Annotated in this window: 25 protein-coding genes and 1 riboswitch; of the genes, 12 read left to right on the top strand and 13 right to left on the bottom strand. The window is 43.2% G+C overall.

Going from position 1 to position 26039, the window contains the following annotated elements:
* Window positions 1–104 precede the first annotated feature (104 nt).
* From ABTQ23_RS11425 to ABTQ23_RS11385, 9 genes are all read right to left on the bottom strand, one after another.
* Window positions 105–1067 (bottom strand): glycosyl hydrolase family 26, encoded by a 963-nt coding sequence (locus ABTQ23_RS11425; RefSeq protein WP_408615860.1) that lies wholly within the window; start codon window positions 1065–1067, stop codon window positions 105–107.
* Window positions 1068–1118: 51 nt separating this feature from the next.
* Window positions 1119–2078, bottom strand: a complete 960-nt coding sequence (locus ABTQ23_RS11420) for a putative periplasmic lipoprotein (protein WP_408615859.1) — start codon at window positions 2076–2078, stop codon at window positions 1119–1121.
* 45 nt (window positions 2079–2123) lie between these two features.
* A complete protein-coding gene (locus ABTQ23_RS11415) occupies window positions 2124–3092 on the bottom strand; it encodes a glycosyl hydrolase family 26 (protein WP_408615858.1) in 969 nt (322 codons plus the stop codon).
* A gap of 51 nt (window positions 3093–3143) precedes the next feature.
* Window positions 3144–4112 carry a glycosyl hydrolase family 26 gene (locus tag ABTQ23_RS11410; protein WP_408615857.1) on the bottom strand — a complete coding sequence of 323 codons (969 nt, stop codon included), beginning with the start codon at window positions 4110–4112 and terminating at the stop codon, window positions 3144–3146.
* A gap of 51 nt (window positions 4113–4163) precedes the next feature.
* A complete protein-coding gene (locus tag ABTQ23_RS11405) occupies window positions 4164–5060 on the bottom strand; it encodes a glycosyl hydrolase family 26 (RefSeq protein ID WP_408615856.1) in 897 nt (298 codons plus the stop codon).
* An 84-nt stretch (window positions 5061–5144) separates the two neighbouring features.
* Window positions 5145–6893 (bottom strand): hypothetical protein, encoded by a 1749-nt coding sequence (locus tag ABTQ23_RS11400; protein ID WP_408615855.1) that lies wholly within the window; start codon window positions 6891–6893, stop codon window positions 5145–5147.
* Between the two features lie 15 nt (window positions 6894–6908).
* Window positions 6909–7820 (bottom strand): DUF4123 domain-containing protein, encoded by a 912-nt coding sequence (locus ABTQ23_RS11395; protein WP_408615854.1) that lies wholly within the window; start codon window positions 7818–7820, stop codon window positions 6909–6911.
* 6 nt (window positions 7821–7826) lie between these two features.
* Entirely contained in the window at window positions 7827–9782 is a 1956-nt protein-coding gene (locus tag ABTQ23_RS11390; RefSeq protein ID WP_408615853.1) for a type VI secretion system Vgr family protein, read from the bottom strand.
* A 75-nt stretch (window positions 9783–9857) separates the two neighbouring features.
* The gene (locus ABTQ23_RS11385) at window positions 9858–10376 is read right to left on the bottom strand and encodes an Hcp family type VI secretion system effector (RefSeq protein ID WP_408615852.1); all 519 of its coding nucleotides are present in this window, start codon (window positions 10374–10376) and stop codon (window positions 9858–9860) included.
* 690 nt (window positions 10377–11066) lie between these two features.
* Between ABTQ23_RS11385 and ABTQ23_RS11380 the strand changes: the two genes are divergently transcribed.
* From ABTQ23_RS11380 to eno, 10 genes are all read left to right on the top strand, one after another.
* On the top strand, window positions 11067–12281 hold the full coding sequence (locus ABTQ23_RS11380) for a uracil-xanthine permease family protein (RefSeq protein ID WP_408615851.1): 1215 nt from the start codon (window positions 11067–11069) through the stop codon (window positions 12279–12281).
* 121 nt (window positions 12282–12402) lie between these two features.
* The gene (locus tag ABTQ23_RS11375) at window positions 12403–13236 is read left to right on the top strand and encodes a CvfB family protein (RefSeq protein WP_408615850.1); all 834 of its coding nucleotides are present in this window, start codon (window positions 12403–12405) and stop codon (window positions 13234–13236) included.
* Window positions 13237–13257: 21 nt separating this feature from the next.
* Entirely contained in the window at window positions 13258–14103 is an 846-nt protein-coding gene (locus tag ABTQ23_RS11370; protein ID WP_408615849.1) for a 23S rRNA (adenine(2030)-N(6))-methyltransferase RlmJ, read from the top strand.
* A gap of 192 nt (window positions 14104–14295) precedes the next feature.
* Window positions 14296–14712 carry a nuclear transport factor 2 family protein gene (locus ABTQ23_RS11365; RefSeq protein WP_408615848.1) on the top strand — a complete coding sequence of 139 codons (417 nt, stop codon included), beginning with the start codon at window positions 14296–14298 and terminating at the stop codon, window positions 14710–14712.
* Window positions 14709–15428 carry an SDR family NAD(P)-dependent oxidoreductase gene (locus ABTQ23_RS11360; protein ID WP_408615847.1) on the top strand — a complete coding sequence of 240 codons (720 nt, stop codon included), beginning with the start codon at window positions 14709–14711 and terminating at the stop codon, window positions 15426–15428. Before ABTQ23_RS11365 ends, ABTQ23_RS11360 begins: the two co-directional genes overlap by 4 nt.
* Entirely contained in the window at window positions 15428–16684 is a 1257-nt protein-coding gene (locus ABTQ23_RS11355) for an NAD(P)/FAD-dependent oxidoreductase (RefSeq protein ID WP_408615846.1), read from the top strand. Before ABTQ23_RS11360 ends, ABTQ23_RS11355 begins: the two co-directional genes overlap by 1 nt.
* Window positions 16681–17406: a DUF1365 domain-containing protein gene (locus tag ABTQ23_RS11350; protein ID WP_408615844.1), complete on the top strand. Its 726-nt coding sequence runs from the start codon at window positions 16681–16683 to the stop codon at window positions 17404–17406. The genes ABTQ23_RS11355 and ABTQ23_RS11350 overlap by 4 nt, the downstream gene beginning before the upstream one ends.
* A gap of 11 nt (window positions 17407–17417) precedes the next feature.
* Window positions 17418–18665, top strand: a complete 1248-nt coding sequence (locus ABTQ23_RS11345) for a class I SAM-dependent methyltransferase (RefSeq protein WP_408615843.1) — start codon at window positions 17418–17420, stop codon at window positions 18663–18665.
* Between the two features lie 78 nt (window positions 18666–18743).
* Window positions 18744–18810, top strand: a riboswitch (Fluoride riboswitch).
* A 160-nt stretch (window positions 18811–18970) separates the two neighbouring features.
* On the top strand, window positions 18971–19420 hold the full coding sequence (locus ABTQ23_RS11340) for an adenine nucleotide alpha hydrolase family protein (RefSeq protein WP_408615842.1): 450 nt from the start codon (window positions 18971–18973) through the stop codon (window positions 19418–19420).
* A complete protein-coding gene (gene eno / locus ABTQ23_RS11335) occupies window positions 19417–20706 on the top strand; it encodes a phosphopyruvate hydratase (protein ID WP_408615841.1) in 1290 nt (429 codons plus the stop codon). The genes ABTQ23_RS11340 and eno overlap by 4 nt, the downstream gene beginning before the upstream one ends.
* On the opposite strand, the gene thiQ is transcribed toward eno, so the two are convergent.
* Genes thiQ through thiB form a run of 3 tightly spaced genes read right to left on the bottom strand, consistent with a single transcriptional unit; the run spans window position 20659 to window position 23938 of the window.
* Window positions 20659–21390: a thiamine ABC transporter ATP-binding protein gene (gene thiQ / locus ABTQ23_RS11330; RefSeq protein WP_408615840.1), complete on the bottom strand. Its 732-nt coding sequence runs from the start codon at window positions 21388–21390 to the stop codon at window positions 20659–20661. The two genes, eno and thiQ, sit on opposite strands and share 48 nt — an antisense overlap.
* Window positions 21384–22961 carry an ABC transporter permease subunit gene (locus ABTQ23_RS11325; RefSeq protein ID WP_408615839.1) on the bottom strand — a complete coding sequence of 526 codons (1578 nt, stop codon included), beginning with the start codon at window positions 22959–22961 and terminating at the stop codon, window positions 21384–21386. The genes thiQ and ABTQ23_RS11325 overlap by 7 nt, the downstream gene beginning before the upstream one ends.
* Window positions 22937–23938, bottom strand: coding sequence for a thiamine ABC transporter substrate binding subunit (thiB, locus tag ABTQ23_RS11320; protein WP_408615838.1), 1002 nt, complete (start codon window positions 23936–23938; stop codon window positions 22937–22939). Before thiB ends, ABTQ23_RS11325 begins: the two co-directional genes overlap by 25 nt.
* A gap of 39 nt (window positions 23939–23977) precedes the next feature.
* On the opposite strand from thiB, the gene ABTQ23_RS11315 reads away from it, so the two are divergent.
* The gene (locus ABTQ23_RS11315) at window positions 23978–24808 is read left to right on the top strand and encodes a phosphotransferase (protein ID WP_408615837.1); all 831 of its coding nucleotides are present in this window, start codon (window positions 23978–23980) and stop codon (window positions 24806–24808) included.
* A gap of 81 nt (window positions 24809–24889) precedes the next feature.
* Window positions 24890–25234 (top strand): hypothetical protein, encoded by a 345-nt coding sequence (locus ABTQ23_RS11310; RefSeq protein ID WP_408615836.1) that lies wholly within the window; start codon window positions 24890–24892, stop codon window positions 25232–25234.
* Here ABTQ23_RS11310 and ABTQ23_RS11305 read toward each other — a convergent pair.
* On the bottom strand, window positions 25217–26002 hold the full coding sequence (locus ABTQ23_RS11305; protein WP_408615835.1) for a GGDEF domain-containing protein: 786 nt from the start codon (window positions 26000–26002) through the stop codon (window positions 25217–25219). The two genes, ABTQ23_RS11310 and ABTQ23_RS11305, sit on opposite strands and share 18 nt — an antisense overlap.
* Between the last annotated feature and the right edge of the window lie 37 nt (window positions 26003–26039).

Raw genomic sequence — 26039 nt, 5'->3', positions numbered from 1 at the left:
TACAAAAATACTCTTAAACATTAGATTCATTGATCATTTGGATAGACGATGAGTCGATCTGTTGTGATTGAATGGTCCGCCCAGCAAATCCTGAGCATTTATCCTTAACGGGAAATTACTACTCGGCCATTGATAATTGAAAAATAAGGTTTGTATGTCGTTACAACGCCTTCGCTATTTTTTACGCGAAGTGGACTATAACCATCCTCATCTTCAAGTTGTACTAATTTGCCATCTAAGTAGGATTTAACCTCATAGTTAGACCAGTCTTTTGGCGATTCAACCACGGCCCCTTTTTCAGTTAAATCATCCTTAAAACCAATGGCATCAAAAAACTCATCCGGGCTGGATTGCCCTGCTTCTGCCAATGATTTTTCCCGGCTCGACAGGGAATATGCATCTTTTAAGCCCTGATAATCTTTACGCTTCATCATCTCAATCAATGCCTGATAGGCCCGATGCAGCTTTTTCATATTCTCGCGCGTTGGTTTAAAGGGCTCCGCTTTGGTCCAGGCCCATTGTGGGATTGTTTTAATATAGAAGGGACGATGATATTCACTCTCCCATCCCTCATGGCTAACTTTAAGCTGTGATATATCCGTTCTATGCTTTGCCGGATATGTTTTAGACATCTCTGCAGTTGCTTTTCCGGCATCGACCGTAATGTGTAAACTAGTAAGCTCTACTTTATTCCCCTGCTCTGTATTAGCCGTTAAAATCATTTGGCAATCACCATCATTTCGTTGAATAGAACCATCTCCCCCATTCGAACTATATCCATTGATAGAGGCAACCCAACTACCTAAACTATTTTCTCCTAGTTGCAAAAATGCAGTAACATTAAATCCTGCAATAATGTCTCCAGTGACCGATGTCGTATTATCTAACTGAGGCATCTGATTAATCATATTGCCACAGATCATATGATGGGAGTTCATATGAACCAGATAAATAAAGGTGGGTTTTTCAGTTGGAATGGCGATATCCGAGGTTGATACATTCACCGCGGATGACTGACAACCGATTAACAGAATGACGCCCAATAATGCTCCCAATCGATACTTCAAAATTACTCCTGTCATTGAATGATTTGCCCAGTTAAAACCGGGCATTAATCCTTAACGGGATATCACCAACCGGCCATTGATGATTGAAAAATAAGGTTTGTATGTTGTTTCTATCCCATCTGCCACCACTCTTAATGGACTAGAACCATGTTTATCTTTTAATCGAACTAACTTTCCGTCGGCGTAGCTCTCCAATGTATAGTCCTGCCAATTTTCAGGCGATTTAACCACAGCCCCAGATTGCGTTAAATCATCCTTAAAACCAATCGCATCAAAAAACTCATCCGGGCTAGATTGCCCTGCTTCTGCCAATGATTTTTCCCGGCTCGACAGGGAATATGCCTCTTTTAAGCCCTGATAATCTTTACGTTTCATCATTTCAATCAGCGCTTGATAAGCCCGATGGAGTTTCTTCATGTTCTCGCGCGTTGGTTTAAAAGGCTCTGCTTTGGTCCAGGCCCATTGCGGGACGGTTTTAATATAGAAGGGGCGGTGAAAGATAGTCGCCCAACCTTTTTGCTGCTGCGATAAATTAGCCAAATCTGTTTGATGTTTAGCTGGATAACTTTTAGACGTCTTGGCAGTTGCTTTACCATCATCAACCGTAACATGCAGGCTGGAAAGCTCTACTTTATCACCCTTTTCTGTATTAGCCGTTAAAGTTAACTGACATTCCCCATCAGGGCGCTGCACTGCACCGTCCCCTTCATTTTGAGTCCACACATTAATAGAAGCAACTTGAGCACCTAATGTATTCATCCCCGGTTGTAAAAAAGCGGTCACATTGAATCCCGCTATAATATCGCCACTAACCGATGAAGTATTATCTAACTGCAACATATGATTAATCATGCTAAAGCACACCATATGATGAGAGTTCATATGAACCAGATAAATAAAGGTGGGTTGTTCCGTTGGAATGGCGATATCTGTGGTTGATAAATCCACCGCAGATGACTGACAACCCGCCAATAGAATGACGACTAATAACGCCCCCAATCGATATCTCAAAATAGCTCCTATGATTACTGCCCAGCAAATCCTGAGCATTTATCCTTAACGGGATATCACCACCCGGCCATTAATGATTGAAAAATAAGGTAAGAGGGATAGAAAGGGTAAACTACTATCATCAGTGGTCATAACTAACGGACTGTTATCGTTTTTATCAACTAACTGAACCAGACGACCATTGGCATAGGTTTTTAACTCATAATTTCCCCATGACTGATGATCGACAACTTGAACGCCTTTGGCTGAGAATGCCGCTTCAATTTCTGTCGCATCAAAAAACTCATCTGGGCTGGATTGCCCTGCTTCAGCCAGTGATTTTTCCCGGCTCGACAGGGAATATGCATCTTTTAACCCCTGAATATCATGTCGTTTCATCATGTCAATCAATGCCTGATAGGCCCGATGCAGTTTTTTCATATTCTCGCGCGTCGGTTTAAAGGGCTCCGCTTTAGTCCAGGCCCATTGCGGAATGGTTTTGATATAAATAGGACGGCTGATATAACTGGTCCAGCCTTTTTGATGGAACATTATTTTAGCAACATCTGTACGATATTTGGGAGGATATTCTTTGGAGGTCTTCGCTGTTGCTTTACCATCGTCCACGGTAATATTCAGGCTGGATAATTCAATTGGCTGCCCGTGTTGCGGATTCGCGGTGAATACCAGCTTACATTCACCATCAGCACGCTGCACTGAACCATCTCCATCATTTTCTTTAAAGGCATTAATTGATGCAACACGCGCATCGAGAGTATTTTCACCCGGTTGTAAAAAGGCTGTGACATTAAATCCGGTCATAATATCCCCCGTCACCGATGAGGTGTTATCTAACTGCGGCATCTGATTAATCATATTGCCGCATACCATATGATGGGAGTTCATATTAATAAGATAAATAAAGGTGGGTTTTTCAGTTGGAATGGCGATATCCGTGGTTGATAAATCCACCACAGATGACTGGCAACCGACTAACAGAATGACGCCCAATAACGCCCCCAATCGATACTTCAAAACAGCTCCTTTCATTGAATGTTCCGCCCAGTAAAGACTGAGCGCTTATCCTTAACGGGAAATCACTACCCGGCCATTAATGATTGAAAAATAAGGTAAGAGGGATAGAAAGGGTAAACTACTATCATCAGTGGTCATAACTAACGGACTGTTATCGTTTTTATCAACTAACTGAACCAGACGACCATTGGCATAGGTTTTTAACCCATAATTTCCCCATGACTGATGATCGACAACTTGAACGCCTTTGGCTGAGAATGCCGCTTCAATTTCTGTCGCATCAAAAAACTCATCTGGGCTGGATTGCCCTGCTTCAGCCAGTGATTTTTCCCGGCTCGACAGGGAATATGCATCTTTTAACCCCTGAATATCATGTCGTTTCATCATGTCAATTAATGCCTGATAGGCCCTATGGAGTTTTTTCATATTCTCGCGCGTCGGTTTAAAGGGCTCTGCTTTAGTCCAGGCCCATTGCGGAATGGTTTTAATATAAATAGGACGGCTGATATAACTGGTCCAGCCTTTTTGATGAAACGTTATTTTAGAAACATCTGTACGATATTTGGGAGGATATGTTTTGGAGGTCTTCGCCGTTGCTTTGCCATCGTCCACGGTAATATTCAGGCTAGATAGTTCAATCGGCTGCCCGTGTTGTGGATTCGCGGTAAATACAAACTTACATTCACCATCCGCACGATGCACCGAGCCATCCCCGCCATTTTCAGTATAACCATTGATTGAAGCAACACGCGCATCGAGAGTATTTTCACCCGGTTGTAAAAAGGCTGTGACATTAAATCCGGTCATAATATCCCCCGTCACCGATGAGGTGTTATCTAACTGCGGCATCTGATTAATCATATTGCCGCATACCATATGATGGGAGTTCATATTAATAAGATAAATAAAGGTGGGTTTTTCAGTTGGAATGGCGATATCCGTGGTTGATAAATCCACCACAGATGACTGGCAACCGACTAACAGAATGACGCCCAATAGAGCCCCCAATCGATACTTCAAAACAGCTCCTTTCATTGAATGTTCCGCCCAGTAAAGACTGAGCGCTTATCCTTAACGGGAAATCACTACCCGGCCATTAATGATTGAAAAATAAGGGGTATAAGAAGTGATAGTATCACCGACTTGGGTTCTCAATGGACTATCATCATAATCGTCTTTCAATTGCACTAATTTACCATCCGCATAACTTGCTAACTTATAGTGGCTCCAATCGACATGATCTAAAACTTGAACTTTTTTAACATCTAAATGTGCTTGATAGCCTATTGCATCAAAAAAATCATCCGGGCTGGATTGGCCTGCTTCAGCCAGTGATTTTTCCCGGCTCGACAGGGAATATGCATCTTTTAACCCCTGATAATCTTTACGCTTCATCATGTCAATCAATGCTTGATAAGCCCGATGCAGTTTTTTCATATTCTCGCGCGTCGGTTTAAAAGGCTCTGCTTTGGTCCAGGCCCATTGCGGAATGGTTTTAATATAAATGGGGCGATGGAAGTAAGTTGCCCAACCTAGCTGATTCGATGTGATTTTTGATAAATCGGTGCGATACTTTGGAGGATATGTTTTGGATGTTTTCGTCGTTACTTTGCCATCGTCAACGGTGATATTAAGACTGGATAATTCAATTGGCTGCCCTTGTTGTGGATTCGCGGTAAATACAAACTTACATTCACCATCCGCGCGCTGCACTGAACCATCTCCGCCATTTTCTTTATACGCATTGATGGAGGCTACCTGAGCATCGAGAGTATTCTCACCCGGTTGTAAAAACGCCGTGACATTAAATCCAGTAATAATATCCCCCGTCACTGATGACGTATTATCAAGCTGAGGTAAATTATTGACCAGACTTTGGCAGATCATATGATGGGAATTCATATGAACCAAATAAATAAAAGTGGGTTTTTCAGTTGGAATCTCGATATCTGTGGTTGACATAGACATTGTATTGTCCCCCGAGCAGTGGGTTAAAAATAGGCATAAGGCTAAACTTATAAAAAACTTTTTTAATACATTCACAAGCATTATTTAAGCTCCGAAAGAAAATAAGGTATTTTTCCATGTGGAATCTTCTTTAGATTTTGGTTGTGCCAAAATCCATTCATACGGATATTTTTTTGTGTGCTCACTTGCAGAATTATTGTGAATATTACCAAATACATGTTTCTGAAGACTTTCCCGATCTTGTACCACTCCTCCAGAAACAGTAATCTCAACAAGCGCTTTAATCCCATCATGGTAGATCACATAATCTAATGTCGTTTCATCCCCATGATTATGGGTCACTAATTCACAGTGGCCAATAGCAGTAAGTTTTGCTTGAAAATCAAATAGCCCATGGAATACAAACACTTTTGCTTCTGCCCGCACACTAGCTAACCCTTCAAAAGATACCGTGGTTTGCGTATCAAGTGAGGAAAAAGCGATAGGCTGACTCATTTTTTTCTCAAATAAGAGCCCGTCTCCTTGTGTCGAAAAGTCAAGGGCCCCCGTTAGGTTAAACTTAACGCCTGCGTAGGCGGGAGCATTGCCGGCCTCATAAGCCTTTCGCAATTTGTCTAACGTATTTTTAATTGCTTTATAAACAACTGTTCCCACACCAGAACTAAGTGATGCAATTAATGCTAATAAAAGGTCAAGCTCAACATGACCACTAAAAAGAGGTGTGGCAGAAATAGATAGGCTACTATCAATACCGTAGTTTCCATCTCGATAAACACTTTGACCACTGCCTTGCAGTTTTATCTCTGGGCTATCAAACCCATACGAAATCATTTTAATCTTATCCTGTCCTTTTTGGTCGTAACACGCTAACAGGACAATTAATAACACATCGGTGACCGCATTTAATAAATGGATCTGGGCTGCACTATCATCGCGAGAAACAGGGGGCATTGCACTCGTATCACTGCTCACGGACAAAGAGTGAGTCTGCTCCGGAGCCGTATTTGATAATAAAGCAGCCAAATTCCCTTCAAATGAGTTTTCTGATTTCTTTTTAACTGGTGTTTTTTCTTCTTTATCGTTTTTGAGCGTATGTTTGGCTGTATACTCAGAAGTAATCCCACCAGCATTCACTTTCAGATCGCCCTGAATTGTAAAACCATCTCTTAAAAGATGAGAAATAGTAGAGAGTGGTTTTTTCTTGGCGGGTTTATTTTCAGGTTTTTCTTCTTTTTGTGCCTCTTCTTGGTCTTCATCCTTTTCCCAGCTAAATGTGATACTGCCGGTCCAACTATATTGAGGGTGAATAGCCACAGTGATATCAGTAAATACCTTATGGCCTAACATCATCTCTTTTAGTTCATCGTATATACTGATGAATACGTTTTGTTCAAGATCTTCGCCATCACAGCAATTTGCTCGAATCTTATAAAATGAATATGGAATGGATCCGATAGATTGACTCAAACATAAATAGCCAAAACACTCTAATAACGGAATTGCTTTATGGTTATCGCGTTGATAAGTTAAATCGACAGTTTGCGATGCAGCTAACTTTTGCACCAGTTTCCCATTTTCATCTAACACGACACCCGATGGACAATCACTATCATTCCCATACAAACAAGAACCAATCAAGTTAACCGTCACTGGAACAGGTTGCTCTTCATCATTTTGTAACGGTGCAATTTCGTGAATAATATTTAGCGTTAAGTAATGTTCGCCATCAAATGTTTCAGATATATTTGGGGTAACAACTTTTATCGCTGTCAAGCACGATTGTGCGCTATTACAGTGACAAGCAGTACCAACGGGGTGATTACATGTAGGCATTCGTTGTTAATCTCCTTATGCTGGAACATAGCCGAGATGATCAATCATCAGCATTTGAGCATTAAATGAAGGACGATGATTTTCGTCGCAAAGGCGATCAATCCAATCTGTGGGCAATTGTTCCCAACTGTAGTAGTGGTGCTGAGCACACAGCTGGGCGATCCCTGTTAACAGTCGTTGTTGGGTAATTCCCCAACGGCTTAGTTCGCTGACTAATCGTTTCGAAAATTCCGATAGTTGTGCTGCCGTTGGCTGATTTGGACTGACTAAATCACAGAGCTCATCGTCATTAAAACGTAGTGTATAAACTGCCGAGGAAGATTCCGCAGGTTTATCTAACTCATTGCGCTCAATCATTTTATCTAAACGCGCATAAACCGCTTGCTCTATCTGCTTAATACAACCGTCAATAATGGCTTGATAAACTGGCTTCGATAGCTTTAATGGCCCATGTCTATCAACTGGCAATTTGGCAAACGTGGCTTTAATTGAACTAAAATCTTCACTACGCTCAATACCGTAATGAGTGGATATCGCATCAATTGGACCTAAAAAGTGGTACAGCTCTATAGCAGGTACGGCATCGATATAAAGCCAAATGATTCGAGGGTCATAATAACGAAACAGTTGCGGTTGACTCTCTTCAGGGACTTGCGCTTGCAGAGATTGCCGAAGATGTTGGCGCAGCAAAATGAATGAACACTCAGACGAGACATACATTCCCCAAGGGGTAGCTCGCTCATTCAGCCAGTCTTGCACATCATCGGTTAACTCAATTAAATATGGGGCAACTTTAGATACATCGCTATCAAGCGGTTGTTCATATAAGCAGCTTCTAACGGGATCTTGCTGGGCAAAAAGTTCAAAACACTCAGGTTCACTAGCTGCATCAATAATAGCAAAGTTATAGAGCACTTCAGACATCATTCAACCTTATACCGCGGGACAATTAGCAACAAATGCAGAACCTTCAGCAGCTGCGGTTTTTAACACTTGAACACTCTCAGGTAGAGGTAAAGAACCAGGCGAACCGCCAGAGTTTAAGTTAATTGCACTACCATTAATATCCACACCGCCACTGTGAATCACGACGAAACTTCCACCAACTTGTAGCGTTATTTTACTGCCACTTTTAATGGTCAAAGAGCCATCTGCACTGATACCAAAAGCACCAGATATTTTTTGAGCTAAATCACCCGTAACTGTATTGCTAAAATCACCATCTGTAGAGCGTCTGAAATTTCCTGTGGTGTGATGATCTTGATTGCCTGTGACGGTCACTTTTCTATCATTTGCGACATCTAAGGCTTCATCATGACCAATGCTAACGCTACGATCGTACTCAACACGTTCATTTTTAGAATTTTCTACCTGAATTGCCATATTCTTTTGAGCATGCAGATAGACCTCTTCTTGGTCTTTTTCATCCTCAAAACGCAATTCGTTAGAACCTTCGCCTTTATGTGTTTGTGTCTTTAAGGTGGTCACCGTTTTACTTGCAGGCAAAGGATACGGCGTTTGATTTGATACATGATAAGTGCGACCAGTAATAATAGGTTGGTCTGGGTCACCTTCAAGAAAACTCACAATGACTTCATGTCCAATACGAGGAATCGCAACAAATCCGTATTGTGCACCAGCCCACGCTTGCGCGACTCGAACCCAACAGCTGGACTGTTCATCATGTTCACCTTCCCGATCCCAAGGAAATTGAATTTTAACTCGCCCATATTCATCACAATAGATCTCCTCATCGGCAGGACCAACAACAGTTGCAATTTGTGGCCCATCCACTCTTGGTTTTGGATTTTGTCCAGGACGCCAAGAGAGGCTATCCGGTAGCAACACGGCATCATTAAAAAATGTGGTAGCCCCTGTTCCGCCCGCTTCTTCCAACGCTTGAGGTTGTTTACCCTGACATGATTGTGCCGTCACCAACCATACTCGATTATTGCTCTGTTCAAAGTGGTCACTGAGCATGAACCGATACCCTGCAGTAATCTGCATGGCATCGCTATGAATACTCGCTTGCTCTGAATCTCGGCGCAGATATTCAAGTCGGACTTTCGTAAATGCAAGTCCGTTCACATCATCTTTATAACGACCAGGATAATCGTAATGTTCATAATATTTCGCTTGATAATCAGCATCATTGGCTTGCTGAACATTGAGAAAACTATATGCAGGATTTTTAAAACTGTAATCTTTTAAAAATACCGTTGCAGGCGCAATTTTTTTCTTACGAATAAAAGATGAAATATAGGGTTGTGTTGCCATCCCACCAGAGGTTGCATTGTAGGTAATGGCGTCATCTTGCTGAGGGGTTTGGTTACTTTGATCGCAAAAGCACAATGTATGCTGCCCTTGAGTATGCTCAAAATAATAAAATATCCCTTCTTCACCCGCCAATCGTTCAATGAACTCCAAGTCAGTTTCTCTATATTGGACACAATATTCGCGTACAGCGGGAGTTCTTTTTAAGGCGAAGGCATAATCCGTAATAGACATCTCTTCGAGTAGCGTAGTTATTATCTCGATAGCTGATTTTGTTTGGAAAATTCTGCTATTTTGCCGCAGTTGACATCTTGCGAATGAGGGCACGAGGACGAGAGTATAACGAGTATGATGAAACCCAGTATCAGCCTTATTAAAAGATTGAACAATACCATGGACATAGCGCATCACAACACCATCGCGAACTAACGTCAGACAAACTGACTGATCCACAATACTTTCAGGTTCGATATTATCAAACCGACTTGCTAGTTCAATCTGATAACGATAAATCATGGACAATGCTTCATGTCCATTAAATTCGATTACTTGAAATGTATCATCACTTAACCCAGCTACCTGAATTGAAAAGTTAATTCGCCCTGCTGCGGCCATGGTTGCTCCTTACTAATGGCTAGAAATAGCACTGCTGAATTACGTGGTAACTCAGCAGTTTTTAGTAGATATTTTTTATGCTTCCAGTGGGGCTCTCCAGTCGTCTGAGCCCGATGTTCCAGCAATATCATGCGACCAGTCAATTTTACGATATGAAAGTGATACTTCAATCAATTGTGTGAAATCAGATTTAGTTGGATCTTGGCAATGAGGCATTTGAGCATCGATATTAATAATGGTTGAATCTGTTAACGTCGTTGTGAAGAAATGCTCTTGTTTACCTTCAACCGAAGTCCGATACCAGTTTAAAGTAACAGTTGACAGCATTTCACCAGAAGCTAATGCGTTATATAAAAGAGGGACAGCTTTGTTTAGAGCAACCGTGAACTTAAATGGCTTATGCACACGTTGACCAGAAGGCTGGCCTGATTGGGGATCAGTTGGAACCGTTACAATATGTTTAAATTCCTGCACCAGCATTTCATCTTCGTGGCCTTCAACATAGATGTTACCGACTGAATCAGCCGTGAAGGCTCCCTGAGTGATGTTACCCTGAGTTTTCCCTTCGATTGATATATAGCAAGGAGTTGGCATATAAATATTCCTCTTAAAATTATGTTTATTGATGAAAACATAAAGAAAGAATCAACATTTATGCCAAATTTTAAATTTTTTATAACTAATTGAAAAATAAATAATATTTATATTAGTGTGAATTGGCTATTTGAACTGCGAGCAAGATCTTGCCCAGATCGAGCAAAAAGTTGCCCAGCGAGCAAGATCTTGCTCAGTTGATTTTTAACCAAATGGGCTCTGTCGGATAGTTAGGTAGTATTAACACTTGTATGAAAAACAATCTGAATATCATAAAAGTATAATGGCTTTGCCACAAATCATCACACTTAAGATGACGCTATGCTACCAGCTATAAATAGATCATTCATGGAAGTAGTTCAAACATGAATTCAAAGAAAGTGGGCACGTTTACAACAAATACGAACACATAATACCCTGGCAGCGTTTTCTTTATCTGATGATAACCAGGATACAGTAGTAATATTGAGCACCAAAATTTAGCCTCTGAAATTCCATTTTGAGATGATACAGAATAGCTCTTCATTGATGAGCGCATTCTGAACAAAATTCCCCCACGAAAGGTCACCATTTTTGTAGTAAATCACAGCGTTTTGAACATAAAGGAAAACCCATATAGACAACAATAAAAGCATGGCCTTTTATAATCTTTTTCTCTATCATATGCCAAATCCACAACTTTGAGGTTCTATGAAAACTCCACTTCTGGGAGCGCAGATGCTATTGGTCGCATTTGGCGCAACCACGTTGGTCCCGCTCCTAACGGGCATCGATCCCCGTCTTGCGTTGCTGGGTGCGGGCATTGGGACATTAATTTTCCAGTTCTGCACTAAGCGTCAAATTCCAATCTTTCTCGGTAGTTCCTTCGCATTCATCTCTCCTATTATTCTTGGCACAAAACAGTTTGGCATTTCCGCAACCCTTTGCGGCTTAATTGCAGCAGGCGTTGTCTTTTTGATTGTGAGTGCGCTGGTAAAAATACGCGGAATTGGCATTATTGAACGGTTTTTACCGCCGGTCGTGGTTGGACCTGTGATTATGGTCATCGGTCTGGCCCTGGCTCCAAACGCAGTTAACATGGCATTGGGTTTATCGGGCACAAAACATGTGATGCCAACTGAATCGGCACTGTTGATCTCGGGAGCATCACTGGTAACAACGATCGTCGTTTCGATTTTTGCCAAAGGATTATTGCGCTTAATGCCAATTGTCAGCGGAGTCGTGGTTGGCTATCTATTAAGTCTGTTCTTAGGTTATGTCGATTTTTCAAGTGTTGCCGCTGCACCTTGGCTGGCACTACCGACCTTTGTTCACCCTGAATTTAACTGGCAAGCGATTCTGTTCATTGCGCCAATTGGTCTAATTGTCACCATCGAGCACTTTGGCGACATCTTAGCGATTAGTAATGTCGTTGGTAAAAACTTCGTACAAAACCCCGGGATCCACCGTTCACTGATGGGTGATGGACTAGGCACAATCGTTGCTGCTTGTTTTGGTGGGCCACCAGTTGTGAGTTACGGCGAAGTAACCGGTGCGGTTAGCTTGTTGAAAACTTATAATCCAGTGATTATGACATGGGCCGCTATCTTTGCCATTATCCTGGCATTTATTGGTAAAACAGGTGCATTTTTGCTGTCGATTCCTATTCCAGTTATGGGTGGGATCATGTGTTTGCTCTTTGGGGCGATTGCAACAATTGGTCTAAATACGCTGATTCACAAACAAGTCGATCTCACTATTGCTCGTAACATGGTTATTGTCTCAGTAACCTTGGTCTTTGGCATTGGTGGCATGGCTATCGGAATTGGCAATTTCACCCTGCAAGGTGTAGGTTTATGTGGCATCGTTGCCATCTTATTAAACATCATCTTACCTCAGCCTAAAAAAGCTTCGGCCGAAGCTTAATTGCTTTGCCATGGACAAATAATGCTTTGTCCATGGCAATAAAGCGACAATCAAGCAAAACTCCAGTATCCTTAGCAAAATGCTGATAAGAAGACATCAGTATCTGATTTGGAGAAAAACTATGTTACAAATCGGCCGGATTCAACCACTGAAATTAGTCCGCATCGACACTAACCATGGCGTATTTACAGCAGACTATGGCCGTGAGTTACTCGTGCCTCGCAAGGAACTTCCTGCTGACGCACAAGTAGCTGATGAAATTGAAGTATTTGTCTATTCTGACGGCAATCAACAGCTCGTTAGCACCACCAAAAAGCCCTATGCCCAAGTTGGCGAGATTGGTTACCTGCAGGTCATTGCGGTTCACTCGCAAGGAGCTTTTATGGATCTTGGTATCGATAAAGATATTTTTGTGCCAAGCAAAGCGCAATTTACTCCGATGCAAGTGGGTCAAAGCTATGCGGTTTATCTATATTTGGATAATCAAAACCGTCTTTCGGCAACCCCTCGACTGGAAGAACATTTAACCCAAGGTGGCAATTACAAACGTGGCGATAAGGTGCAAGCACTCGTATCCAAGCGTTCAGAACTGGGCTATCAGGTGGTTATTGATCATCAATATATCGGAATGATCTATCACAATGAGATATTCAAACGGATCTCAGTTGGCCAAACTATCGAAGCCTATGTATATAAAAGTCGTGAAGATGGCAAACTCGATTTGCGTCTGCAACCGATTGGCGATGTGAAATTAGAACCATTGCAAGAGCAAATTTTAGAAAAACTTCGCGCTGACGGTGGCTATTTGGCATTAAGTGATAAGAGTGACCCAAAATTGATCGCCGCTGTATTTGGCGTCAGTAAAGGCCAATATAAAAAAGCGATTGGTCACCTCTATCGCGAACACCTTATTAAACTCAGTGCCCACGGCATTATGCTAATCAGTGATGATTGAGCCTCAAGTTAGGATTTTAACGTGTTAAGTTATCGACACTCTTTTCACGCTGGCAATTATGCTGACGTGCTAAAACATTTCACTTTGCAGCGTATTTTTAGCTATTTAGTGAAAAAAGAAAAACCGATTCATTACATCGACAGCCACGCGGGCGCAGGCGGCTATGCTTTGCATAGTCCAGAGGCTGAAAAAACCGGTGAATATATCAAAGGCATTATGCGCCTAGCACAACGCGATGATAGACCCGAACTGCTGGATGAGTATCTGGCGCTCGTCAAACAGTTCCACTATCAAAAAGATAATCTGCGTCATTATCCAGGTTCGCCTTGGATTGCGGCCCACAGCTTACGTGAACAAGATCGTTTGTTTTTATACGAGCTGCATCCAAGCGATCACAAACAGCTTTTGACACAGACGCGAAAAGATAAGCGGGTGCAAGTTAAACTCGGTGATGGATTTAAAGGCGCTCTTGCGCATCTGCCGCCGATTAGTCGGCGAGGATTGCTGTTAATTGACCCGCCTTATGAAATTAAAAGTGACTACCAAAAAGTCGTAAAACTAATTGTCGAGGCTCATAAACGCTTTGCCACCGGCTGTATTGCCCTTTGGTATCCGGTTGTTGAACGCGGCTGGGTCAATGAGCTAGAAACGGCGATTAAAGCCACCGGCATTGCCAACAGTGTCTTGTTTGAACTATCACAAAGCGCTGATCGCAGCGGCTACGGCATGACAGCCAGCGGGATGATCGTGATTAACCCGCCTTGGACACTCAAAAGTGAACTTGATTCGGTATTACCATACTTAGCTGATGTTTTAGGTGAACAAGGCCAAGGCAAATATCGCAGTGAACAATTAACGGCTGAATAATCCCTTCCTAAAAAGTCCTCACTAGCCGAAGTTTAAAAATTTGAGCTTCGGCTTGTTATATGCTGTTTTTATTACTATAACTGACAGATATCGCAATATATTTTATAGCTACCCGATACACTCAAATTATCTTAATCGCACTTAAAAAAGATCGTTCTGACATCATCCCGTTCACTGATGGAGTCTTAGGTTATGGTCATCGAACAGTTAAAAGCTCAGTACCAAACATTAAGCACCGATAATTTAGCTGCGCTGATGGCACTGTATGCACCTGATGTCGAATTTCGCGATCCTTTGCATCAAATTTCTGGCCAGAGTCAACTGCATCACTATTTTGAAAAATTACTCGTTAATACACTCTCTTGTCAGTTTGATTTTCACCATAGCCTTATTCAAAACCAACAAGCGACTCTGAGCTGGACAATGAGCTTTACCCATCGCCAATTGAACCGGCAACGGCCAATTTATGTAGAAGGATGTTCTTGGCTTCAATTTAATCAGCTTGTTTATTTCCATCGTGATTATTTTGATGTATCAACGCTTCTTCACGACCATTTGCCGGTACTTGGAGCTTTATCTAAATGGCTCAAAAAAAGGAGTGGTCAATGAATGTATTAATCACTGGAGCAACATCGGGAATTGGCTATCAACTTGCGCTCGATTATTGCCAAAAAGGACATCGGGTGTATGCCATTGGCCGCAATAAAGATACTTTAAGCAAACTCACTGAAATGGGTGCTGAAACAGTTGAACTTGATTTAACTGACTATCAAATGGTTAAGCAGGCACTTAGCCAGTTACCACCGCTACAATTGGTGATATTAAGTGCGGGGATTTGCCAGTACCACCATTACCATCATTTTGATGGCCAATCCTTTGCGAATGTGGTCAATGTTAATCTTGCCTCCATCGGTTATATTCTCGAAGCTATCTGGCTGAAAATGGATAGTCCCAGTCAACTTGCTTTGATTGGCTCGCTGGCTTGTTATCTTCCGTTCACTCGCTCAGGCGCTTATAGCGCCAGTAAAGCAGGCGTCAAACAGCTAGCCAATGTACTTCGAACCGATCTTAAACCACGCCAAATTAGCGTTCATCTGATTGAGCCAGGGTTTATCGATACTCCCATGACCCAAGCCAACCACTTCAAAATGCCGTTTTTATTATCGGTTGATAAGGCAAGTAAACTCATTGAACAAGGGCTTATTAAAAAACGCACACACATTGCATTTCCTTGGCAATTACACCTCATGCTTCGGGTCTTAGCAAAATTACCCATGTCTTGGCAAAATACCATTTGCCGCAAACTCGCTAAGCGAGCAGAATAATGAAAATAGCGATTATTGGTTCAGGAATCAGCGGCATGACCTGCGCACATCTGCTGGCACAACAGCACGATGTTGTCTTGCTTGAAAAAGAAGGTCAACTCGGTGGCCATACGGCGACAAAGCAGATCACCATAGGACAGCGAGTCTATCCTGTGGATACTGGTTTTATTGTGTTTAATGATCGTACCTATCCATTATTTACCAAATTACTAGCGCGAATCGGGATTACCCGGCAACCAACTGAGATGAGTTTTAGTGTCGTCAATGACGAACTTAATCTTCAATATAACGGACACAGTCTAAATTCTCTGTTCGCGCAGCGCCGTAATCTTATTCGCCCCTGGTTTTACCGCTTTATTAGCGAAATTATTCGGTTTAATAAATTAGCCAAACAAGCCTGTGAATTAGGCGCCGAACTGAGTGTCGGAGAATTTTTAGATCAACAAAAATTCTCGCTGCTATTTAGCCAAAACTATCTATTGCCGATGGCGGCCGCTATTTGGTCAACTTCATTAAATGATATTCGCCAATTTTCGATGCGCTTTTTCGCGCGCTTTTTCAATCACCATGGTTTGCTGGATATCACCAACCGGCCGCAATGGTATGTGATCCCAGGCGGCTCGAGTGAATACATCAAACCATTGCTCAAGAATTGCCAAGAACATATTCGCCTTAATAGTGAAGTGACAAGCATCAAAAGAAGTAAAGATGGTGTAACGCTAACATGCGCTGATAATTGGCGCTGGCAAGGGGATGAGGTTATCTTTGCCTGCCACAGTAATCAGGCGCTAGCTATTTTAGGCGATGATGCCAGCGCTCAAGAAAAAGAGCTATTGCAAGCATTGCGCTATCAGAGCAATGAGGTGTTTTTACATCAAGATGAATCGCTATTACCGAGCATTGAAAAAGCTCGTGCCAGTTGGAACTACCGAATTACTCCGCAAGGTCATGGCGATGACCTGCCAGCCAGTGTCAGTTATTATATGAATCGGCTGCAAGGCTTTCACAGTGAACTGCCGTTTGTCGTGACACTTAATCCCAGCGAAGCTATTGATTCAGCAACTATTCTTGGCCATTACCAATATGACCACCCGCTGTTTGATTGCAAAACTAGCTACTATCAGGGCAAACGCCACTTAATTAATGGCCACAACCACAGTTGGTATTGCGGCGCTTATTGGTACAACGGTTTTCATGAAGATGGGGTCAGAAGCGCTAATGATGTCGTTGAATCTCTAACCGGGACAGGATTATGAGATTGACATCTGCCATCACTGAAGGGCGCACCTTTCATCACCGAAAAGTGCCAAAGGATCATAAATTTAGTTACCCAATCAGCTATTTGTGGGTCAACTTAGATGAGTTAGATGAGGTTCGCGCTCTACTCAATCGCCACAAATTGCTGCGCCTCAGATTGCATAATAAAGATTACCTCGGCCCTGAAGATAAACCTTTAAAAGACAAAGCGCTCGATAAGCTCTCGCAGTTTGTCCCAGAATTTACGCCATCAACCATGGTGATGATGGCCCAGCTGCGCTGGAGTGGTATCTACTTTAGTCCAATTAATTTTGTGTTTTACGGCAATGACCAAGACTTTATCTACGCGGTGGTCGAAGTAACCAATACGCCATGGCTTGAAAAACACTACTATTGTATTGATCTGCGCCAAATAAAAGACACCACTAAAACATTTCATGTTTCGCCATTTAATCCCATGGATATGCATTATCACTGGCATATTGAGCTTGGTGAAACCATCAATGTAGTCATCGACTGTCAGCGACAAAGCAGTGAATTTAGCGCATCAATGACTCTTAAAAAAGGTCCTTTAAATGCAAAAAGTGTGCGTCAGCTGGTGCGCAATCATGCATTTCAAAGCGCCTTAATTATTGCCCGAATCTATTATCAGGCACTGCGTTTATGGCTTAAACGAGTGCCTTTTTATGCTCACCCTAAGGAAAAATCCGATCGTCGGTAAAGGAATCATCTATGTTAAAGGCCCGAAGGCTTAGCCTGCCCTGGTTAAATCCCCAACGCGAACTGGCACGCAATATTGTCACTATGTTTTTGTCGCGCATCGATGGCGCGTGCATTGAATTGCAACAACCAGGACAGCCTAGTCAGTTGTTTGGGCAAAAGGGTGCTAAACATCAACTGGTGATTGATGTTCGAGACGCCTGTGTCTTTGAGCGGGTGTTACGAGGTGGAACTTTAGCCGCGGCTGAAACATACATTGAAGGGCTCTGGCGCACCAGTAACCTGCATGAATTACTGCTGGTGATGGCCAATAACCAACAGCGGCTCGATCACCTTGATTCCAATATTTCAAAGCTGTTTCAGTGGAGCGCTAAAATTCGCCACTGGCTTAACCACAATCGTAAACAGCAAGCCAAGCGCAATATTCTAGCGCACTATGACTTGGGAAATCATTTCTATCAGTCATTTCTTGACTCGAAGATGCAATATTCTTGTGCGCTATATGATGACGAGCTAAAAAACAGGCCTCCTGAAGCTTTGTTAGAACAGGCCCAAGAGCGAAAACTCAAGCGCATTTGTGACCAGCTCCAGCTCAATAGCTCAAGCCATCTATTGGAGATTGGCTCGGGTTGGGGCGGGCTCGCTATTTATGCCGCACAGCATTATGGTGCCCAAGTTACAACGACCACCATCTCTGATGAGCAATATGCATACTGTTGTCAAAAAGTGCATAAATTGCACCTAAATGACAAGATTAGAGTATTAAGTTGCGACTATCGTGATCTACATGGCCATTTCGATAAATTGGTATCAATTGAAATGATTGAAGCCGTTGGCCATGCTTATTTGCCACAGTTTATTCAAAAATGTGCTGATTTACTCACCCCGGGTGGCAAAATGCTCTTGCAAACGATTACCATCAAAGACGAGCGCTACGATAACTATCGCCATAACACCGATTTTATCCAACAGATGGTTTTCCCTGGTGGTTTTTTACCCGCATTAAAAATCCTCAAACGGCTATTTAGAAAATCAAAACTACAAATTGATAATCAACTGGACATGCGCTTAAGTTACGCTAAAACGCTGCGGGCTTGGCATAATCGGTTGTGTGCCTATCGCGCCCAACACCCTGGTGATCTCGGATTTAATGCCCAGTTTTTTCGGCTCTGGCACTTTTATATGGCTTACTGTGAAGCTGGATTTTTAAGTGCAAATACAGGCGTTTGGCAACTTACTTTAACTCATAACGAGTCTTAGTGAGATTTACAAAATTTTTACATTAATAAATTGCCTAGGGGATTAAAAGCGCGTATTTTAATCCCTAGCAATTGAACTGATTGCTACGGTGATGGTGTTCACCGTAACAAACCGCCCTTTTCTGGCTGATAACACCTGATGATTCATCCTTATCTATTTAAGGGGTACATCAGTATGCCAGATATCAAAGTTTTATATGCATTCACGCATTTTAATCTCATCTGTTTTTTGAACTGCCACTTATTTTCTGCTGTTCATGTAGCTCATACTGATGTTGCCGACAACAGCCTTTGGAGGAAGTGGTTATGACCTATTATCGCCACGCATTAGTTCTGGCTCACGATCAGATAGATGGGAAAATTTTACTCAGTCATGGCAGTAAAATGGCACATGCGCTGGGCACTAAAATTACCATCGGCCACATTAGTTCTGACTACCGGGAACTGCAATATCTCAATGATAATACAGTCCTTGAGAAGCAGTCCAAACATGTTATCGAAGCCAAACAAATGCTCTCTGAGCTTATCAAATCCATCGATTTTCCGGCTGGAATTGAAGAGCTTGTCAGCATTACCCGGTTTAAAGATATCGAAAATCTCATCAATGAACGTCAAATCGATCTTTTGATCGTTGGCCATAAAAACCGGCTATTTGGCGTTATGTCATCTTATTCGTTTGAATTCATCAATCGCATCAATATTGATGTGTTGGTGCAACATATTCCCAATGAAAAATCCTTAACGGAGGCTTTATGAATAATCAAATTCAGCAGATCACAGCTCGCGAAATTCTTGATTCTCGCGGTAATCCAACGGTCGAAGTCGATGTATTTGATGTATCTGGCAGAACAGCTCGTGCGTCTGTGCCATCAGGGGCCAGTACAGGTTCGCGCGAAGCCATTGAGTTTCGCGACAATGATAAATCTCGCTTTGGTGGCAAAGGCGTTTTAAAAGCAATTGAACACATTAACAAAACCATTGCACCGGCGCTGATTGGTACTGATGCTCGTCAAATGCGCCAAATTGACGCTATCATGCTAGAGCTAGACGGCACTGAAAACAAAGCAAAACTCGGTGCTAACGCTATTTTAGGTGTGTCACTGGCTTGTGCTCGCTTAGGGGCATTGCAATCAGATTTGCCACTGTATCAATATCTTGGCGGAACAGGTGCAAATCTATTACCAGTGCCTTGCATGAACATCATTAACGGCGGCGTGCATGCTCGCTGGCAAGGCGCTGACTTTCAGGAATTTATGATATCGCCATGGGGTGCCGGTAGTGTTGCTGAATCCATTCGTTGGGGCAGCGAAGTCTATCAGGCCTTGCGCAATGTGCTTAAAGAAAAAGGCCTCTCAACAGGGATTGGCGATGAAGGCGGCTTTGCTCCACAAGTTAAATCAAACCGCGAACCTCTTGAGTATATTGTCCAAGCCATTGAAGCTGCTGGGTTTAAACCTGGAGATGACATTGCGATTTGTATGGACCCAGCTTCCAGTGAATTCTGCGATAAAGGTATTTATACGCTAAACACTGAAAACTCTAAACTGAATGCCGAACAGATGAGTGACTACTACTCAAAACTGATTGACGATTTTCCGCTGGTTCTGATTGAAGATGGTCTGGCTGAAGATGACTGGGAAGGCTGGAAAGTTCTGCATGACAAACTAGCAGGACGTGTTGAACTCGTCGGTGATGACCTATTTGTAACCAACATTACCTATATTCAACGGGGTATTGATGAACAACTAGCCAATGCCGCTTTGATTAAATTAAATCAGATTGGTTCACTATCTGAAACCTTCGATGCGGTAAATCTGTGCCATCAAAACCATTGGGGGACATTCATCTCTCACCGTAGCGGCGAAACGACCGACAGCTTCATTGCCGATATGACCGTTGCGATGCGTGCCGGACACCTCAAAACAGGTGCACCATGTCGTGGTGAACGTGTTGAAAAATACAATCAGCTCATGCGAATTGAACAACAGCTAGGTTCAGCTGCGGTCTTTGCTGGTAAAAATGCCTTTATCCGCAATCGCTAAAAACTGAGCAACCTGGTCATTAACCGGGTTCTTTTGTAGCTCTTGGGGCGGGCATTGTTGAATGACCCGCCCATGTTCGATAAAAGCAACTTCATCAGCAATCGCACTGGCATCACTAAATTGATGAGTCACCAATAACACCGCTAATTGATGCTCATTAGCAAGGTTTCGAACCAACGCTAAACAATCGGCGCGAAGCACTGGATCGAGCGCATTAAAAGGTTCATCAAGTAATAAAACAGGCCGCTTACGAAGCAATGCTCTGGCAAGGGCTGCCCTTTGCACCTGACCGCCGGAAAGATCGCTTGGATAACTTTCTAACCATTGGGCAATAGCCAGCTGCTCCGCTACCTTATCAATTTGTGCTTGTTCATTGCGATTGAGCTTTAATTTACCATTGATCCCCAACGCTAAATTCTGCTTAACCGTTAGATGCTCAAATAAATTATGCTGCTGAAATAAACTGCTAACGGGCCTTTTGGCAACGGGAAGCTCAAGGATAGATTGATTCTGCCAAGACAGCTCACCAGAGGCATTCTCAAATCCAGCGATCATGGCCAGTAATGTCGATTTACCGCAACCACTTTGTCCTAACAGCGCAACCACCTGCCCTGCTTGGCAGGTCAAATCGTAGCAAAACTCATGGCCTTGGCGAGTTAACTTTAACTGATTTACCTTTAACATAGCGCTCTTGAACGCTCCCCCACCCAATTGATAACAGCAAAAATGACAAGGCATAATAGCATTAGCCACAAGCCGGTAACGCTAGCACCAGCGAACTGATAGTGCCCAAGTTGCTGGTAGATTAACAATGGTAATGTCAAAAGATGAGTATCCCCAAGTAGCGCGACCACGCCCATATCACCGAGCGATAACACCAATGCAAAAGCACTGGCCAATGCCAGAGGACGAGCTAACACAGGCAAGTAAACCAATCGCAACGATTGCCAACGCGATAGCCCTAATTCTAACATCAGATGTTGATAACTAATCTGTAACTGCCAAAGTTGCGGTTTAATAATGCGACTAACAAACGGCAAAGACATCAGCGCATTAACCAGCGCCACTAACGGCCACAACCAGACCTGATAACCATGTAGCCACAGCCAAAAGAACAAGCCTGTTGAAATTACCATCGGCGGCAAATACAAAAGAGCTGAACTATAAAAATCACTTAACCGTTCTAAAAATCTTAACGAATGCAGAGCCCAGCTTTGCATAAGCAGGTAACTGAGTGCGAAAACTAGCACAATGCAAAATAGCCAACTGAGCAACGCTATCGCAAGGCTTGTAAAAGTTGCTCTAAAAAGCGCATCCATGGGTAAATGATGCCAGTTAAAATCAATCAAGGGCGTAAACATCCCAATGATAACCGAGCCAAAAAATAACGCAGCCAAACCAAGAGATGCGCGCATGCAAAGCTTTTCTAAAGAGCCGGATGCGGGGCGATAATCGCCAGAGGCCGCGATTGGGTTGGGCTTTTCTTGGCGCTTAAAAATAATAGTCAGCGCCAGAGCAATAACCAGCTGCAACAATGCACAATAAAGCGCAAAGGTTGGCTCAAAGCTATATTTAAGCGCCTGATAAATCGCAACTTCTAACGTAGTATGAGCAGGGCCGCCGCCCAGAGCTAACACAATCGTAAAGCTGCCAAAACACAATAAGAAAACCAGCACCCAAGAGCTCACTAAACCGGGCGCTAATAATGGCCATTCTAAATAGCGAAAACGGCGCATCGGCGTCAGTCCCAACTGTTCAGCTTGCTGCCAATGGCTACTGGCGATGGACTGCCACAGCAAATAACTGTGGCGAACAAATAGTGGAATGTTTAAAAACAGATGAGCTAACAAAATCCCTGTGAGCCCATAAATATTCAGAGATTGAAACAGAACGCGCGCCCAGATCCCATGGATACCAAACGCCCCAACCACGCCTAATACCACCAAAATTACCGGTGCGATAAAACAGACACTGGCCAGATAAAGCCACCAGCGGGTGCCTTTGGCTCGAAGATAAAACAAAGCGCGTCCAAGCCATACCCCAATCACTAAGGACAATGTGGCAGATAACGCCGCTTGATAGAAACTAAACCAAAGGACATGCCACAAATAGGGATCGTTGAACTGGGCCAAGGATAAACCTTGGCCAGCTTGCCAAATGCCACTTAAAGCAAGCAGTAAAATCAGCGATATAACACCCACTGACAGAACCGAAGCGGTGCCAAGTGTAACTATTGACTGACTGCGCTGCGCCACTGGCGAATCCAATTCTGACGATTTTTAGCAACCGCTTCTGCTGGCAACATCAGCGCTTTAGGATGAATGATTTCGCTAAATGCTTTTGGCAGCTCAACATCCTTACGAACAGGCAACATCCAATTATTTAACGCGATAATGTGCTGAGCTTTGGGAGTTAATAGAAACTCAAGGAACTTGCGGGCTAGTTGTTTATGGTGGGCATAAGCACTAACGGCCGCCACTTCAATCTGTTGATAATGCCCTTCGGAAAACTGCGCTGCGAGATAGTCGCTATTGTTTTCTTCAATCTTATGATAAGCCGAGTCAGTGGTATAGCTAAGCACCATATCCGCTTCACCTTTTAAAAACATGCCATAAGCATCATCCCAGCTTTTAGTCACTGTGACGGTTTTCTTGGCAAGTTTAGCCCAAGCTTGCGGCGCTTTATCACCATACACCGCTTTGACCCACAGCAATAATCCCAAACCTGGGGTACTGGTACGAGGGTCTTCATAAATGATGCGACCTTTAAAATTCTCGACTAAATCTTTAAGCGAATGCGGGGGATTGGCTAACTTTTTACGGCTATAAACAAAAGCAAACTGGCCGCGATCATAAGGGATAAAATCTTTGTTCTGCCATTGAATAGCCAACTTATCTGTTTCGATATTCAATTGATGCGGAGCCACAAGTTTTAGTTTTTCAGCGCTATACATCAAATTGGTGTCAAGTCCGACAACCGCATCAGCTTTTGTATTTGCCCGTTCTAAACGCAGCCGGTTTAATACCGAAACACCATCATCTAAACCAACCCAGTTAATCTGACAATGACAGTCTTTTTCAAATAACTTCGTCAGTTGTGGCCCCGGCCCCCACTTTGAAGTGAACGAGGAATAGGTGTACACCGTTAATGTCGGTTTTGAACTTGCTGCTAACGCAGTGACACTAAATAGGCAAAGCATTACAGCCTGGCATAGCCAAAACAATCGTTTCATTTTACACTTCCGTGATTAATGACAAGATGATGCGAATAGATGTTTACAACATCCACTGATTTATTGAAACAGATGAGCCCGGACGCCATTGCCTGGTTTGAGCAGATAACCGGCCCACTTCAAAGTGCTCATCGACTAGAAAAGGGGCACCACCCAATCTGGCATTGCTACTGCGTGCAAGGAGAGTTTATTTTGCGCTCGCCTAACACAACCCCTTATTACGGCACCGATTATCAACGTGAACAGCTCTTATTACAAGCACTCAAAGGCCATTGTTGGGCGATTCAAGGACAGTTTTATAGCAAAAATGAACCGTGGTTACTGTATCGATATATTCCTGGCGAAACGTTAACCAAGCAAAGTTTTTTACAAACCCCAAAACTGTTTGACCAGCTGTGCGAGATTTTAGTCTGGATTCATGAACAATCGATGAGTCTTGGGAAAAATGCCAAGCGCGACATGAAAGATTATCTAAATCGATATCTGGATTTAGCAAACTTTGCGCCGATAAAGTTTAAAACACTCGCCCAAAACTGGCTCGAGCAGTTTCCACATGAACAAAGTTTTTGCCTTAATCACCATGACTTAACGCCAGCTAACCTGTTGCAAACTCATCCAGAACATCTAGCAATACTTGACTGGGAATATGCGGCGTTGAGTGCCAAGGGCTGGGATGAGGCATGCTTGATCCACACCTTTGAGCTTAGTAAATCACAACAATCTAAGCTTTGTGAACTGGGTTCGCTTAGCCCACAACGCCTCTATTTTTATCAAAGTGCGTGTGAACTATTAGACTTGTGTTGGTACAGTCAGCAACCATTATCGGATGCACAACTAGCCGCTTGGCAGCAGTGGCAAAACCGTTTATAGCGATAACATAAAGTAATTTCTAAACTTTAAGCCATTGAGGTCGCTAAAGATAAGACAAGCAACAAAACAGGCTTTAAGACGATGCAAAATGATTACGGAAACAATTTAGGGGCGGCCAGTTTTGAATCGATTCATCACGCGTATCAGCGTATTAAAGCGCAGGCTCCGATTCGTAATCTCACTGAATACACCGTTGATCGCCAACAACTCAAGCCTGGCACCAAAGTCTTTACCTCCGATGATATTCCACCGGGACAAACACCAACCCAACTGCGCGATGAGCGTAATGCCAAAATTGCCAACAGTAAACATATCCGAGAAGCGATGCGTGAAACGGTGCAAAACAGCGCCACGCATATTCGTGAGTATTTTGATGTAATGCAGGAATTTGGTGACCGGGGCCAGATCTTACTGGCCCGAGCTTAAATCGACATTTTGCAGCTGGCTTTGATAACGCCGTTCAATCAGTGTATCGACATTCTCACCATCTTGCGGGAAAACAGCCCAACCAATCGTTGTTGCAGGTAAGCTTTCATGGCTAAGACTTGCTGATAATTTATCCGCGATGCGATTTGCCCCCTCGCCACTGACGCCGTTGAGCAACACCAACAGTTCTTGCTGGCGAAACAGACCGATTAAATCAGTACGACGCAGGTCACGGCGCAGCACAGTAGCAACTTCATCACGGCGCTCACCGCTTTTCATATCACGGATATACACAGCCATCAGCACCAAAGACTCACCGTTATGAGCATTACTTTGGAGCGCTTGGATTAAGAAGCTGCGAAACATCGGACAACTTAAAAGCCCCGAGTCACTTTGCAAATAAAGCTGATCCCCAATCCCCGATTGGCGAGAAAGACAGGTTAAAGTGCCACTGATGAGCACCTGTTCAAATGGTTCAACAACCTGTTCTTCGACCTGCATCCGATACCAACAGTCATCATCATGGCTAAAATGACAGCAGCGCGTCAATTTATCATCATGAACTTGTTCCACCGTCTGCGCGACAGCCGAGCGACAGCTCATATCCAACGACTTGAGCCAAGCAGCATACGTTAGACAGCGACAACCGTCACCATCGCGGTAATTAAACCACACCCGCTGGCTCAGAGGCTCGTAATACCAGCGCAGGTCATCTGTTGTAGGGGCCATCATCTGCTGACAAGCCCATTCACCGATCGAAGTCGACATCAATACACTCTGTTTTATTCTGACGGTCTAACCCAGT

The organism is Celerinatantimonas sediminis (assembly GCF_046054195.1).
In the GTDB taxonomy this organism is placed as follows: domain Bacteria; phylum Pseudomonadota; class Gammaproteobacteria; order Enterobacterales; family Celerinatantimonadaceae; genus Celerinatantimonas.
Note: the sequence above shows the minus strand (reverse complement) of the source record. Positions and strands in the feature narration are given on the sequence as shown.

What these genes read in the sequence shown, in the direction of transcription:
- ABTQ23_RS11390 (WP_408615853.1), bottom strand. Translation starts at nt 9,782, where the DNA reads ATGGCCGCAGCAGGGCGAATTAACTTTTCAATTCAGGTAGCTGGGTTA.
- ABTQ23_RS11340 (WP_408615842.1), top strand. Translation starts at nt 18,971, where the DNA reads ATGACCTATTATCGCCACGCATTAGTTCTGGCTCACGATCAGATAGAT.
- eno (WP_408615841.1), top strand. Translation starts at nt 19,417, where the DNA reads ATGAATAATCAAATTCAGCAGATCACAGCTCGCGAAATTCTTGATTCT.
- ABTQ23_RS11310 (WP_408615836.1), top strand. Translation starts at nt 24,890, where the DNA reads ATGCAAAATGATTACGGAAACAATTTAGGGGCGGCCAGTTTTGAATCG.
- ABTQ23_RS11305 (WP_408615835.1), bottom strand. Translation starts at nt 26,002, where the DNA reads ATGTCGACTTCGATCGGTGAATGGGCTTGTCAGCAGATGATGGCCCCT.
- ABTQ23_RS11395 (WP_408615854.1), bottom strand. Translation starts at nt 7,820, where the DNA reads ATGATGTCTGAAGTGCTCTATAACTTTGCTATTATTGATGCAGCTAGT.
- ABTQ23_RS11360 (WP_408615847.1), top strand. Translation starts at nt 14,709, where the DNA reads ATGAATGTATTAATCACTGGAGCAACATCGGGAATTGGCTATCAACTT.
- ABTQ23_RS11350 (WP_408615844.1), top strand. Translation starts at nt 16,681, where the DNA reads ATGAGATTGACATCTGCCATCACTGAAGGGCGCACCTTTCATCACCGA.
- ABTQ23_RS11345 (WP_408615843.1), top strand. Translation starts at nt 17,418, where the DNA reads ATGTTAAAGGCCCGAAGGCTTAGCCTGCCCTGGTTAAATCCCCAACGC.
- ABTQ23_RS11385 (WP_408615852.1), bottom strand. Translation starts at nt 10,376, where the DNA reads ATGCCAACTCCTTGCTATATATCAATCGAAGGGAAAACTCAGGGTAAC.
- ABTQ23_RS11315 (WP_408615837.1), top strand. Translation starts at nt 23,978, where the DNA reads ATGTTTACAACATCCACTGATTTATTGAAACAGATGAGCCCGGACGCC.
- ABTQ23_RS11375 (WP_408615850.1), top strand. Translation starts at nt 12,403, where the DNA reads ATGTTACAAATCGGCCGGATTCAACCACTGAAATTAGTCCGCATCGAC.
- thiQ (WP_408615840.1), bottom strand. Translation starts at nt 21,390, where the DNA reads ATGTTAAAGGTAAATCAGTTAAAGTTAACTCGCCAAGGCCATGAGTTT.
- ABTQ23_RS11355 (WP_408615846.1), top strand. Translation starts at nt 15,428, where the DNA reads ATGAAAATAGCGATTATTGGTTCAGGAATCAGCGGCATGACCTGCGCA.
- ABTQ23_RS11405 (WP_408615856.1), bottom strand. Translation starts at nt 5,060, where the DNA reads ATGTCTATGTCAACCACAGATATCGAGATTCCAACTGAAAAACCCACT.
- thiB (WP_408615838.1), bottom strand. Translation starts at nt 23,938, where the DNA reads ATGAAACGATTGTTTTGGCTATGCCAGGCTGTAATGCTTTGCCTATTT.
- ABTQ23_RS11400 (WP_408615855.1), bottom strand. Translation starts at nt 6,893, where the DNA reads ATGCCTACATGTAATCACCCCGTTGGTACTGCTTGTCACTGTAATAGC.
- ABTQ23_RS11365 (WP_408615848.1), top strand. Translation starts at nt 14,296, where the DNA reads ATGGTCATCGAACAGTTAAAAGCTCAGTACCAAACATTAAGCACCGAT.
- ABTQ23_RS11380 (WP_408615851.1), top strand. Translation starts at nt 11,067, where the DNA reads ATGAAAACTCCACTTCTGGGAGCGCAGATGCTATTGGTCGCATTTGGC.